This window comes from Streptomyces griseomycini (assembly GCF_014203535.1).
In the GTDB taxonomy this organism is placed as follows: domain Bacteria; phylum Actinomycetota; class Actinomycetes; order Streptomycetales; family Streptomycetaceae; genus Streptomyces; species Streptomyces griseomycini.
Window position 1 is genome coordinate 447,147 of the sequence record NZ_JACHJI010000002.1, and the last position, 13,344, is coordinate 460,490.

Here is a 13,344-nt window from a genome sequence, read left to right on the forward strand (position 1 = left end):
ACGGGCCGGATGCGCGGCCCTCATGACATCCTTGACCGGGTGAACGGTCCCGAGATCCACGTCGAGTTCGCCCCCGAGCTGCTTCTCTTCGTCCCCCAGGCGCGGCCCGCCGGCACCCTGAAGGCCGCCACCGACGGCGTCTCCAGCCTCGGCCACGTCATCGAGTCGCTCGGCGTCCCGCTGACCGAGGTCGGCGCGCTGTTCGTGGACGGCCGCGAGGTGCCCGTCGGCCACGTGCCCGCCGCCGGCGAGTCGGTGACCGTGCGCGCCGTCGCCCACCCCCAGCGGGTGCCGGGAGCGCCCCTGCGGTTCCTGCTCGACGTGCACCTGGGCACCCTCGCCCGCCGGCTGCGGCTGCTGGGCGTGGACACCGCGTACGAGGCGACGGACATCGGCGACCCGGCGCTGGCCGCCCGGTCGGCGGCCGAGAAGCGGGTCATGCTCAGCCGCGACCGCGGGCTGCTGCGCCGCCGCGAACTGTGGGCGGGCGCGTTCGTCTACAGCACCCGGCCCGAGGAGCAACTCCCGTACGTGCTGGGCCGGTTCCGGCCCGAGCTGCGGCCCTGGACGCGCTGCACCGCCTGCAACGGCCTGCTGCGCGGGGCGACCAAGGAGCAGGTCGCCGACCAGCTGAAGGGCGGCACCCACCGCACGTACGACGTGTTCGCGCAGTGCACCGAGTGCGGGCGCGCCTACTGGAAGGGCGCGCACCACGAGCAGTTGGAGGCCATCGTGGAGCGCGCCCTCGCCGGGTTCGGGGAGGACCGCTAGCGCTTCTGGCGCACGTCCCCCTTGCCGCAGGCGACGCCGTCGCGGTTCTTGTCCAGCCGCAGCGGGTCGTCCTCGCCGTTGACCTCCAGCCGGCCGTAGTCGTGCTGCTCCAGCCAGGTGCAGCGCGCGGCCGTCGTCGCCTTCACCTCGGCCGGGAAGGTGGTCGGCACGCAGACGTTGGCCGAGCCGTAGTGCCGGTCGCAGCCGGAGACGGCCGGGCTGACCGGCTGCGCGGCGCGCTTCTCGCCGGGGCCCGTCACCTTGCCCTCGGGCGCCTCGGCGAAGTCGTGGACGTGGGCGGAGGCGTCCTTGGCGGTGAGGGCCTCCGGGCCCTGGAGGTGCACCCACTCGGCCACCGAGGGCACGCCATTGGCGTCGACCGCGAAGAGCATGTACCAGCCGGGCGGGGCCAGGTTGGGGTTGCTCGTCACGTTCAGGTCGACCGTCTTCCCGTCGTCTCCGCCGACCGACAGCGGCAGGTCCACGAACCGCTGGTTGGGGTCGGAGGAGTGGGTGACGGCCGCCGGGCGGATCAGCTCGGCCTTGGCGATGGGCCGGTCGACGGTGATCCGCTGGGTGTCGCCGTAGGTCCACTCGGTGTCGATCACCGAGGTGATCTCCGGACGCTCGCCCTTGAAGAGGTAGGGCGGGCTGTAGATGGACACGTTGTGGTTCCAGGAGCCGTTGCCCGGGTTGTCGCCGGTGGTCATGACCCGGCCGTCGGGCAGCAGGAACGCCGAGGAGTGGTAGCCGCGCGCCTCCGGGTCGACGGCCACCGGGTCGAAGGTCTCCGACGCCGGGTCGAAGATCGACGTCTCGAAGACCGGGTTGGCCCGGTTGTGCAGTGCGCCACCGGTCTCCAGCACCTTCCCGTCGGGCAGCAGGACGGCGGAGACGTACATCTTGCCCTGGTCGCCGGTCTGCGGCACCGGGCCGTTGCCGTAGTCGACCGTGCCCTGCGGGATCGGCGGGCCGGCGACGTAGGACGGGTTCGGCTGCTTGAGGTCGATGATGTCGGTCAGCCGGTTGGCGTCCGGGTTGGTGTCGATGTTGCCGCCGCCGAGGGTGAGGACCTTCTGGTCCTGCGCCGGGGGCAGCAGCACGCTCGCCGACTGGTCCCGCTCGTCCTTGTTCTGCAGGCCGGGGACCTGGGTGATGGTGTTGGCGTCGTAGTCGTAGATCGCGGAGCCGGTGCCCGGGATGTTGTTGCCGAAGACGTGGCTGCCGGAGTAGAAGAGCCGGCCGTCCTGCATCAGGATCATCGACGGGTACAGGCCCCAGTACGACCAGGTCTGGTTGACCTGCCAGGCCGGCAGCCACTTCTGCTGCTCGTCCGACCACAGGTCGGCGGTCACCGAGCCGGTGGAGTCCTCGCGCAGCCCGCCGAAGCTGATCACGTCGCCGTTGCCGAGAATGGTCGCCGACGGGTACCAGTGGCCGTCGTTCATGTCGTTGGTCCTGGTGTACGACTCGGTCTCCGGGTCGAAGACGTAAGAGTCCTTGTAGCCCTGGTAGCCGATGGTGCCGTCGGCGGACGGGTAGCCCTTGTTGCCGCTCATCACCAGCACCCGGCCGTCCTTCAGCTGGACGTGCCCGGCGCAGAACATGTCGTCCGGGGTGGGGATGACCTTGTAGGTGCCGTTCTCGGGGTCGTAGACGGCCGAGGTGAAGGTGCCCTCCTCGAACATCTCCGGGTCGTTGCCTGAGCCCGCGATCAGCAGCACCTTGCCGTTGTGCAGGACGACGGAGTGCATGGAGCGGACCGGGTTCTGCGTGGGCAGGACCTCCCAGCGGCCGTCGGCGCACTCCTTCGCCGTGCCCGTGCAGTCCGGCTCCGGAACCGGGGCGGCGACCTGCTCCATCGTGTAGTCGTCGGTGGTGGCGGAGCCGGTGCCGTAGACGGAGACGCCCCAGGAGATGCGGTCGGTGCCGGCCGGGACCTCGGGGGTGCGGACGGTGGCCTCGGTCCAGGCGGCCCGCATGTCCAGGGTCTTGAGGTCGGTCCAGTACTGCCACCCGGCCGTGGTGTCGTGCCGGAACAGGGTGATGGACGCGTCCGGGGTGGTCGTCTTGTACCAGAGGCCCAGGTCGTACTGCCTGCCGGGCGTGACGACCGGCGCGCACTCGGCGGACTCGGTGATCAGCGCCTTGCGGTCGCCGTCGACGCGGCGGGTCAGCTCGACCTTCATGGCCCTGTCGCCGGTGTGGGCGTCGGAGGTGGTGGTGAAGGTGAAGTCGTTGTCGCCCCAGCCGGACTTCTCCCAGCAGTAGGGCATGTCGCCGGTGCCGGCGGCCTCGAAGCCGGGGTTCTTGATCAGGTTGGCGGCGGAGGCGGGTTGCGGGGCGGTGAGGAGCAGGCCGGTGGTGAGGGCGCCGACGGCGAGGAGGGCGGTTCTGGGTCTGGACCTGGCGACTGCTTTCTTCATCGGCTCTCCTGGTGGTGCGCGACGGGCGACTTCTTCGGAGTTCTCCGGGGCAGGTACACCAGCGCTTCGGTTCCCACGAAGCGCAGGACGAAGGTGATCACGAGCGCCAGCGCGGTGGCCGGCAGCGCCGCCACCCCGAACCGGCCGACCAGCAGCGCGATCAGCGGCAGCCGCAGCACCAGGTCGGCGTTGGCGAGCAGCGCGAACCGCGCGGTCCGGTCGGCCCAGTGCCGGTGGAGCCGCCGCTCGCGGAACAGCAGTCGCTCGATCAGCAGGAAGTTCCAGGCCACGCCGAACTGGTTGGCGACGATCTCGGCGGGCAGGTAGTGCATCCCCGCCTCGGTCAGCGCCCACAGCGCGGCCAGGTTGGGCAGGAAGCCGGTCAGTCCGATCAGTCCGAAGACGACCATGCGGGCGAACGGCGCCTCGGTGCGCAGCCCGGCGAGGTGGCGCAGGAAGCGCAGCCCCTCCTTCGCGGTCGACTTGGACTCGCCGGCGAACCGGTCCTGGAAGACGAACGGGACCTCGGTGACCGTGCGCGGGCGGCTGCGGACGGCGAGTTCGAGGAGGATCTTGTAGCCGAGGGGCTTCAGGACGTCGGCGGTGACGGCGCTGCGGCGGACGGCGAAGAAGCCGCTCATCGGGTCGCTGATGCCGTGCAGCCGGCGCGGGAACAGGGCCTTGGCCAGCCAGGTGGCACCGCGCGAGACGGCCACGCGGTAGCCGCCCGCGAGCCCGGCCCGGCTGCCGCCCTCGATGTACCGGGAGGCGACGACCAGTTCGGCGCCCGCCCGCTCCCCCCTGGCGACCAGCTCCGGCACCAGGGACGGCGGGTGCTGGCAGTCGCCGTCCATGACGACCACCCAGTCCGACGAGGCGGCCTTGAGGCCCTCGACGACCGCGCCGCCGAGCCCGCCGACCGCCTCCTCCCGGTGCAGGACGGTCACCGGGAAGGGGCAGTCCTGCGCGGCCTCGCGGACGACCTCGGGGGTGTCGTCGGTGGAGTCGTCCACGAAGACGACCTCGCAGGGCAGCCGGGCCGGCACCGACTCGGTGATCCGGTGCAGCAGCTGCCGTACGTTCGCCGACTCGTTGAAGGTCGGGACGACGATGGTGACGGCGCCCGGCTCCGGCACTTCGGCGGGGTCGAGGGCCGGGTCGCCCAGCTCGTCGGGGACGATGGACTCCTGGCTCATCGGGTGCCTCCGGCGGTCTCGACCCGGCGTATCTCGACGCGGTCCTCGCCGGTGCCGAAGACGGCGACCGGCTCCGAGTGCTCGATGGCCGCCCTGACGTTGGGCAGGTCCTTCGCGTCGCGCCGCACCGTCGGCGAGGCGACCACGTAGTCGATGTCCCGCCAGCCGCGCGGCATGGTCTTCGTCACCGCCGGGTCGAGGTCGGCCTTGTAGAACCAGATGACGCCGAGCCCGGGCCGGTACCCGGCGTGCACCAGGTCCAGCCACATCGCGTCGTCCACCAGCACCCGGGTGGAGTCCGGGTCCGCCACCTCGGTGGCCATCCACCTGGACGCGGCCTCGTAGGGGGCGTTGGCTTCGGTGGTGACGGCGGTGCGCGCCCCGTCGTACCAGCGGGGGACGACGTACGCGCAGGCGGCGAGGGCGAGGGCGGCGGCGAGCGCGTACCGGCCGTACGTCACGGTCCGCCGCTCGGCCCGGTCCCGGCGGCGGCGCAGCACGGCGTGGGCGACGCTCGCGGTGGAGCCGGCGAGGACGAGGGCGAGGAAGGGCAGCGCCTGGATGACGTACATCGCGGGCAGGTAGCCGTTGGGGCGCAGGGCCAGCGCGGCGAGGATCGCGACCGTGAGGGCGGGGCCGGCGAGGGCGCGGGCGGTGACCGACCAGCGCCAGGTGGCGAGCAGCAGCAGCGCGCCGGCCAGGCCGGCCAGGGGCAGGACGCGGTCGTAGTACAGCCAGGACTGCAGGACGTCCCACGAGCCGGAGCCCCGGTCCAGGATGAAGCCCGAACCGGGCCTGGTCAGCTGGTACCTGACTCCTTCCCACAGGGAGACGTGTCCGCTGCCCGGGAACAGCTCGCCCTTCAGCAGGGCGAACAGCGGGTAGGAGAACCCGATCAGCGCGCAGGCCGTGACGGCGCCGGTCAGCGCGAACTTGCGGGTGTCCTTGTGGCTGTGCCGCCAGGCGGTGACGAACAGGGCGGGCAGGACGACGAGCATCGTCTCCTTGGTGAGGACCGCGGTGGCGGCGGCCATGCCCGCGCCGAAGTGGTGCCAGAGGTGGCGGCTGGGCGAGGCGGCGAGGGTGAAGGCGAGCAGCGTCCACATCACCGCGAGGTTGTCGAGGAAGATCTCCCGCTGGAGGACGACCGACAGCGGGGAGAGCCCGAAGAGCACCATGCCGAGCCCGGCGGCCCAGCGGGGCAGGGCGAGCCGGCGGCCGAGGACGTAGACGAGGACCGCGCTGACGCCGCTGACCAGCAGCATCACGGCGCGCATGGTGCCGACGGTCATCGACTCGGGGCTGAGCATCGCGGGGATCCAGGTCAGCGCGGCGAGCTGGATCCAGCCGAGGGGCGGGTGGTCGTACCAGTAGGTGTAGTGGGCGAGGCCCCTGCCCTCCTGGACGGCCCAGGCCTGGGCGAGGTAGGTGCCCTCGTCGTCGCTGAGGGTCGGGTAGTCGGCGATGTTCCAGCCCTGGACGATCAGGATCGCCACGAGGAGCACCCCGCACAGGACGAGGTCGGGCCGGGAGGAGCGCAGCCGGCCCGGGGGTCCCGGGCGGCCGTGCGGACCGGCCGCGGGCGTGGCGCGGCGCTGCGCGGGGACCTTCGGGTCGGTCGCCGCGGGAAGGGTGGAGGTCACGCGGGAACGTCCTCTCGGGTCACGCCGGGCGCGTCGATGTGCGCGCCGACATGCGCGGTGAGCTCCCAGTCGGTGCGTCCGCGCTGCTCGCGCCAGACGGCGCGGACCGCGGCACCGGCGAGGAGCACCTGGTAGAAGGGACCGCCCACGATGAGCTTGAGGTAGTGGACGAACCGGACGCGCAGCCCGTACTGCTTGCCGAAGTCGTGCAGTCCGACCACCTCGAAGACGAAGGTGACCAGGGCGGTGACGGCCGGCAGGAAGGTGATGAAGGCGATGGAGACGGGCACGTCGAGGAAGAGCGCGATGGCCACGTTCAGCGGGATGATCAGCCCGGTGAACGCCTGGAGGAACGGCGTCATCAGCGTGTAGCGGGCCAGCATCCGCTGCCCGAACGTGGGCAGCTGCTTCCAGTCCTTCTTCCGGTACACCTGGAGGAATCCCTGGTTCCAGCGGGTGCGCTGCTTCAGCAGCGACACCAGGGAGCCCGGGGTCTCCTCCCGGGTCACCATGTCGGAGTCGTAGGCGACGACGACCTTCCTGCCGACGCTGGAGAGCCTGACGCCCAGGTCGCAGTCCTCGGCGAGGCAGTCCGGGTCCCAGCCGCCGGCCTCCCGCAGGACGGCGGTGCGGACGAAGACGGTGTTGCCGCCGAGCGGAATGAATCCTTTCTGCGCGTGCAGGTGGAGCCGCGAGCGGAACCAGAAGAAGTACTCCAGGCAGTTGCGCAGGCTGTACCAGCTGGAGTGGAAGTTGATCAGCTGTACCCCGCCCTGGACCACGTCGGCGCCGGTGGAGCGGAAGGCGTGGTCGACGTGGGCGAGGAGCTCGGGATGGACCTGGTCCTCGGCGTCGAAGACCCCGACGACGTCGCCGCGGCAGTGCGGCAGCGCCGTGTTCATGGCCTTCGGCTTGTTCTTCTTCTCGTGCGTGTCGACGACCACCCTGACCCGGGGGTCGCGGCCGGCCGCCGCCTCGGCGACCGCGGCGGTCTCCGGGTCGTCGTGGCCGACGATCACGATGATCTCGAAGTCGGTGTGGCTCGACTCCAGCAGCCGCCGGACGGTGTGATCGAGCACCGCCTGTTCGTGCCGGGCCGGCAACAGCAGGGAGAACGACAGGTGCTCGCCGCCGTCCGGGCTGCTGAACCGGGTGGAGGCCAGCACCTCCGGCGTGCGCCAGGCGTGCATCTGCCACCACAGGGTGAACGCGGCCATCCAGAAGAGCGCAAGCGAAACGACAGCGATGAAGACGGACGTGAGCAAACAGATCCCCCCAGATCCTCAATCCCCCCGAAACCCCCGCGACGTGACACCGCGTCACCCAGGACGCGTACCGTCCGTCACGTCACCGTGCAGAGATTAGGGGGGAATTGTGAAGCACGGGGGCGGTTTCGATAAAGAGCCTGTTGCGGATCGGCGTGATGGGCGAACAGGATTGACCGGATCAAGCCGTCACGCGTTCCGTTTCCGGACAGCCCGGATCGCCCGGCCCACTTGCCCGTTCAGCCGCCCAGTGCCGCGCGCAGCCGGTCCGGATCGGTCGTCGGCGCGTCGCACGTGAAGTTACGGCAGACGTACGCGGCCGGTCCGTTCCGCACCAGCGGCCGTTCGGCGAGCAACGGGAACTCGTCACCGTCCGGCGTCCCGACGGCGACCACCGCGCCCGGCGCCGTGCCCAGGAGTGCCGTACGGTGCAGGGTCCGCGTGGCCTCGTCGTCCGGCGCGGGACCGACCACCGCGATCTCCCGCGGCCCGTCCAGCACCGCCTCGGCGACCGCGAGCCCCCACCCGATGAACCGCGGGACCCGCGGACCGAGCGCCTTCACCACGCCCAGCGCCCGCTCGGCGGCGGTGCGGTGGGGAGCGGACCCGGTGTGGGCGGCGTAGCTCAGCAGGGCGCCCGCGGCGGCGCTCCAGCCGGACGGGACGGCGTTGTCGGTCGGGTCCTGCGGACGCCGGATGAGCCGCTCCGCGTCGGCCGCGGTGTCGTACAGGGCGCCCGACTCGGGATCGGTGAAGCGGGCGAGCACGTGGTCGAGCAGCAGCCCGGCGAACTCCAGCCACACCCCCTCCCCGGTCACCGACGCCAGCGCCAGGAAGCCCTCGGCGACGTCGGCGTAGTCCTCCAGCACGCCGGCGTTGGCGCCGACGCGGCCGTCCTTGCTGGTGCGGGCGATCCGGGCGTGGTCGTCGAGGTGCAGCCGCACCAGCAGGTCGCCGGCGGCGACGGCGGCCTCGGTCAGGTCCGGCCGGTCGAAGTAGGCCCCGGTCTCGGCGAGCGCGGCGATGGCGAGTCCGTTCCAGGCGGCGACGACCTTGTCGTCCCGGCCGGGCGCGGGCCGCTCGGCGCGCGCCGCGAGCAGCCGCGTCCTGACGCCGTCGATCCGCGCGGCGTCGAACACCTTGTCCCGCTGCGGGAGCTGCAGCACCGAGGCGCCCTCCTCGAAGGTGCCCTCCTCGGTCACCCCGAAGTACCGCGCGGCGAGTTCCGCGTCGTCCTCCCCGAGCACCTCGCGCAGTTGCGCGGGCGTCCACACGTAGTACGCGCCCTCGACGTGCCTGCCCGTGCCGTCGTCGCTGTCGGCGTCCAGCGCGGAGGCGAAGCCGCCCTCGGGCGTGCGCAGTTCGCGCACCATGAAGTCGGCGGTCTCCAGCGCCACCCGGCGCGCGAGCTCCGAGCCGGTGGCCCGCCACAGGTGGGCGTACACCCGGCACAGCAGCGCGTTGTCGTAGAGCATCTTCTCGAAGTGCGGCACCACCCAGTCCCGGTCCACCGAGTACCGGGCGAAGCCGCCGCCGAGCTGGTCGTAGATCCCGCCGCGCGCCATCCGCTCGCAGGTGTCCCGGGCCATCTGCAGCGCGCCCTCGGCGCCGGTGCGGGCGTGGTGCCGCAGCAGGAACTCGATCACCATGGACGGCGGGAACTTCGGCGCCCCGCCGAACCCGCCGCGCTGCGGGTCGTACTCCCGGGTCAGCCCGAGCAGCGCCTGCGCGAGCTCCTGCTCGCCCGGCACCTTCGCGTCCCCGTAGGAGATCTCCCGGCCGGCCAGGTCCCGCACGATCTTCCCGGCCACGTCGGTGACCTCGTCCCGCCGCTCCTCCCACGCCTGGTGGACCCCCTGGAGCACCTGCAGGAAGGACGGCATGCCGTGCCGCGGCTCGGGCGGGAAGTACGTGCCGAAGTAGAACGGCTCGGCGTCCGGCGTGAGGAAGACGGTCATCGGCCACCCGCCGTGCCCGGTCGCCGCCTGCACGGCCTCCATGTAGACGGCGTCCACGTCGGGGCGCTCCTCGCGGTCCACCTTGACGCTCACGAAGTGCCCGTTCAGGTAGTCGGCGGTCGCCCGGTCCTCGAAGGACTCGTGCGCCATGACGTGGCACCAGTGGCAGCTCGAGTAGCCGACGCTCAGCAGGACGGGCACGTTCCGTTCGCGCGCCTCCGCGAAGGCCCCGTCCGACCAGGGCCACCAGTCGACGGGGTTGTCGGCGTGCTGAAGGAGGTAGGGGGACGTCTCGTGCGCCAGTCGGTTCGGCATGCCCCCATCTTCGCGCACCCGCCGGGGGCTCGCCCGGAAGGGCGGGAGCGCCTCGCCGGTGCCGCTCGCGGGCGCCGGTCAGCTGGACGGCCCGCGGCGCGGCGCCGACCGGCAACCGTGCCGACGACCGCGGGCGGCGTGGGGGCCGGCGCCACGCCCGTGACCCCCGTGTACGGCACCACGGTCGGGGCGGTGCCCGCGGTGCGCGGCGCCGCCGGGTCGCGGCGGCGGTGGCCGCCTCCCGGCCGGTGCCCGGCTCCAGGGTGATGCGGGCGCGGCGGGCCGGTCCGTCGCGCCCGTACGCCACGGTCTGCGCGAACCGTGGCGGCGGGCACGCCACGTCCTCGCCGCGCGGCGGAGAACACCGCTGCGGGCACCGCCACGGTCCGCGCACCGGGATCGCGGCCTGACGCCCCCACGCCGCCCGGGCCGTCCGCCCCGGCCGTCGCCCATCGGCGATCGTCGCCCCCTCGCGCCGACGCCCCGTCCGAAGCACACTCATGGGCAGAGGAGTCGCCGCCGGAGGGGGACGTGACATGCGGGACGGTCATCGGGCGGACGCCGAGCGGCTGTTGGCGCGGGCCGTGGAGGAGGAGGTGCGCCGCTCGGGCGGGCGCACGGACGGGAAGGTGCTGCTGGCGCGGGCGCGCGGGGCGCTGGACGCGATGGCGCGGACGGCGTCCGAGGAGTACGAGGCGTACACCCGCGCCCTGGACGAGGCGGAGGCCGGGCAGCTCACCTTCCGCCAGCGCTACGCCCGCGAGGGCGCCGGGACACCGCTGCTGGCGGCCGGGGTGGCGGGCGTGGCCGCCGTGGTCGCCGACATGGCGCTCGGGACGGACGCCGGGACGGCCCTGAGCGCCGGGGTGACCGCCGGGGTGGCCGGGGCGGTGGCGACCGTGGTGAAGGTGGCCGGAGCGCACGTGCCCGCCGTCCACCACCGGGCCGGTGCGGTGAGCCAGCCGGGCGGGCCCGAGCAGCTGCGGCTGCAGTGGCTGACGGCGCTGGAGGTGCGGGGGATACGTCCGTTCCTGGACCAGCAGCGGGTGCTGGCCGCGTCCACGGGGCGGAAGAAGCCGGGGCCGCAGCTGCGCGGCACGGACAAGAGCGCGGTGGCCCGCGGACGGAGCGTGCTGGAGCAGTCGTTCGGTCAACTGCCGGAGCCGCTGGGCCCGTTCGCGGGCCGACGGCAGGAGATGGCGCGGATCAGGCAGTGGGTGCAGGCGGCCCGCGCGAGCACCGAGACGCAGCCGACGGTGGTGGTGCTGCACGGGGCTCCCGGCAGCGGCCGCACGACGCTCGCGGTGCGCGCCGCGCACGACCTGAGGGACCACTTCCGCGGCGCCTGCGTCGTCGATCTGCGCGGCGAGGGCTCCGGCGAGCCGCCGCTGTCCACCCGGGACGCGCTGCTGCACCTGCTGAACCGGCTCGGGGCGCCCCGCGAGCAGCTGCTGTTCCGTGAGCGGTCCTCCCCCGACCAGCAGGTCAGACGGCTGGGCGAGCTGTACCACCAGCACCTGACGGGCACCCCGGTCGTGGTCGTCCTCGACGACGCCTCCGATCCGCAGCAGGTCCGCACGCTGATCCCCGAGCGGTCCGACAGCCTGGTCCTGGTCACCGCCCGCGCCCCCCTCGGCCTGCCCGACGACCTTCCGGCCCGGGTGTACCAGCTGCCGGTGGAGCCGCTGGACGCGGCGGGCGCGGAGGAACTGCTGGCCGCCGCCGCGCAGGACTCCCCGGGGCCGTACGACGCCGAGTCCGCCGACCGGGTGCGGGAGCTGTGCGGGGGGCTGCCGCTGGCGCTGCGGCTCGCCGGTTCGTCCCTGGGGCCGCGGTCACCGCGCGCGCTGGCCACGGACCTGGGCGCGTACGGCCCGGTCGAGCCGGTCGAGCGGGCCCTGTGGCTGCGCTACACCGACCAGTCGGAGACGGTGCGGCGGCTGCTGCGCCGGCTGGCGCTGGCCGGCCGGGTCTCGCTGGGCGCCGCCGCGGCGGCCGCGGTGCTCGCCACCGACGAGGCGGAGGCGACCCGGCACCTGGAGGTGCTGTCCCGCGCCGGTCTGGTCGACCGGGTGCGGCACAGCCGCTACCGGCTGCACGACCTGGTGCGCGCCTTCGCGCTGGCCCGGCTGCTCGACGAGGAGGACCCGGCCGAGCGCACGGCGGCGCAGGAACGGCTGATCGTGAACTACGCCGAGCTGGCCGACTCGGTGCTGCGGCTGGTCGACGGCAACATGTCGACCCGCTCGGACCGCTTCGGCCCGTACGGCTTCACCTCGCTGGACGAGGCGCTGCGCTGGCTGGACGACGAGTCGAGCTTCATCACGGCGGCGCTGCGGCACGCGGAGGGCGTGGACCGGGCGGCGGTGCTGAACCTGCTGGGCGCGCTGTGCGACTACTGCCTGCTGCGCGGCGACCTGTACCGCCTCGGCGAGATCAGCGAGCTGGCGCAGGCGGTGGACGAGGGCCTGCTGGTGCGCTCGGTGCAGTGGCGCACGGGCATCGCGGCGCGCCAGCTGGGCGAGCTGGACAAGGCGCGCACGACCCTGGCGTCGGTCGTGGACCTGTACCGGGAGGCGCACCACGACGCGGGCGCGGCCCGTGCGCTGACCTCGCTCGGCATCACGATGCACCACCAGGGCAGTCTGACGGAGGCGTCGGCGAAGCTGCGCGAGGCGCTGGACCTGCAGGCCGCGCCCGAGCTGGCCACGGACCGCGCCTGGACGATGCACGCGCTGGCGGCGGTGGAGCGCGACCGCGCCCGGTTGGCGGAGGCGCTGGACCTGCTGACCGAGTCGCTGGTGCTGCACCGGGCGGGCGAGTCCGTGCACGGCCAGGCCTGGGCGCACTACCAGCTCGGCCAGCTGTACCTGCGCACGGGCGACGTCCCGCGCGCCGAGGGCGAGCTGCGCGCGGCCCTCGAGCTGTACGGCCGTACCCGCGACGCCCGCGGCGAGGCCTGGGCGCTCACCCAGCTGGCCCGGGCCCGCCTCGTGGACGGTGACGCCTCCGGTGCGGTGGAGGACCTGCGGCGGGCCGCCGCCCGGCACCGGGACAACGAGGACGCGCGGGGCGAGGCCTGGACGCTGTACTACCTGGGCCAGGCGCTGGAGGAGACCGGCGACCTGGACCGGGCGGTGCGCGAGCTGGAGCGCGCCCGCACGATGTTCTCCCGGATGCGGGACGTCTACGGCCTGGCCTGCGCCCGGCACCACTCGGCGCGGGTGACCCGCGACCAGCGGGCGGCCCGGACCGGCTCGCTGCGCAACTCCGGTTTCGCCCGCCAGCTGCTGGTGGACGCCCGGGCCGACTTCCAGCGCATCGGCGTGGCGCACGGCGAGGCGTGGACCTGTCTGGAGCTGGCGGTCGTCGACGCGGGCAACGCCCGCACCCAGCAGGCGCTGGCCCTGTGCGACGAGGCGGTGGCGCTGTTCGCGTCCTACGGCGACCGCCGCGGCGAGGACTGGGCCCGCTTCCTGCGCTGCACCCTCCTGCCGTACGCCGCCCCGGGCGGCACGGAGGTCGGCACGGCGGTGGCCCAGGAGGAGCTGTCCCAGCTGGGCCGGGCCGTCCACTCCTCCCGCGACGGGAAGCTGGACGACTACGTGGAGGCCTACCAGCTGCTGCTGGAGCGGGGCGTCAGCCTGGAGGCGGGCTGGCAGGCCTGGCGCCTGGGCATGGTCCCGAGCCGCCACGCGCGGGAGGTGATGGGAGTGGCCGTGGGGTCGAAGGCGTAGGAGGACGCAGGAACCCGCGGGCGGCCCTCCGGG

Annotated in this window: 7 protein-coding genes; 2 read left to right on the forward strand and 5 right to left on the reverse strand. The window is 73.4% G+C overall.

From position 1 onward, the window contains the following. The first annotated feature begins 39 nt into the window (after positions 1–39). Complete coding sequence (locus FHS37_RS06590) at positions 40–771, forward strand: Mut7-C RNAse domain-containing protein (RefSeq protein ID WP_184818089.1); 732 nt, start codon at positions 40–42, stop codon at positions 769–771. Here FHS37_RS06590 and FHS37_RS06595 read toward each other — a convergent pair. From FHS37_RS06595 to FHS37_RS06615, 5 genes are all read right to left on the reverse strand, one after another. Next, the gene (locus FHS37_RS06595; protein WP_184818090.1) at positions 768–3,197 is read right to left on the reverse strand and encodes a galactose oxidase early set domain-containing protein; all 2,430 of its coding nucleotides are present in this window, start codon (positions 3,195–3,197) and stop codon (positions 768–770) included. The two genes, FHS37_RS06590 and FHS37_RS06595, sit on opposite strands and share 4 nt — an antisense overlap. After that, positions 3,194–4,393, reverse strand: coding sequence for a glycosyltransferase (locus tag FHS37_RS06600; RefSeq protein ID WP_184818091.1), 1,200 nt, complete (start codon positions 4,391–4,393; stop codon positions 3,194–3,196). The genes FHS37_RS06595 and FHS37_RS06600 overlap by 4 nt, the downstream gene beginning before the upstream one ends. Further along, positions 4,390–6,036 (reverse strand): ArnT family glycosyltransferase, encoded by a 1,647-nt coding sequence (locus tag FHS37_RS06605; protein WP_184818092.1) that lies wholly within the window; start codon positions 6,034–6,036, stop codon positions 4,390–4,392. Before FHS37_RS06605 ends, FHS37_RS06600 begins: the two co-directional genes overlap by 4 nt. Beyond that, positions 6,033–7,301 (reverse strand): glycosyltransferase, encoded by a 1,269-nt coding sequence (locus FHS37_RS06610; protein WP_184818093.1) that lies wholly within the window; start codon positions 7,299–7,301, stop codon positions 6,033–6,035. The genes FHS37_RS06605 and FHS37_RS06610 overlap by 4 nt, the downstream gene beginning before the upstream one ends. A 239-nt stretch (positions 7,302–7,540) precedes the next feature. Beyond that, a complete protein-coding gene (locus FHS37_RS06615) occupies positions 7,541–9,574 on the reverse strand; it encodes a thioredoxin domain-containing protein (protein WP_184818094.1) in 2,034 nt (677 codons plus the stop codon). A gap of 536 nt (positions 9,575–10,110) precedes the next feature. On the opposite strand from FHS37_RS06615, the gene FHS37_RS06620 reads away from it, so the two are divergent. Beyond that, positions 10,111–13,311: a tetratricopeptide repeat protein gene (locus FHS37_RS06620; protein WP_184818095.1), complete on the forward strand. Its 3,201-nt coding sequence runs from the start codon at positions 10,111–10,113 to the stop codon at positions 13,309–13,311. Positions 13,312–13,344 lie beyond the last annotated feature (33 nt).

Coding starts and splice junctions, on each gene's coding strand:
- FHS37_RS06595 (WP_184818090.1), bottom strand. CDS start 3,197: ATGAAGAAAGCAGTCGCCAGGTCCAGACCCAGAACCGCCCTCCTCGCC.
- FHS37_RS06600 (WP_184818091.1), bottom strand. CDS start 4,393: ATGAGCCAGGAGTCCATCGTCCCCGACGAGCTGGGCGACCCGGCCCTC.
- FHS37_RS06615 (WP_184818094.1), bottom strand. CDS start 9,574: ATGCCGAACCGACTGGCGCACGAGACGTCCCCCTACCTCCTTCAGCAC.
- FHS37_RS06620 (WP_184818095.1), top strand. CDS start 10,111: ATGCGGGACGGTCATCGGGCGGACGCCGAGCGGCTGTTGGCGCGGGCC.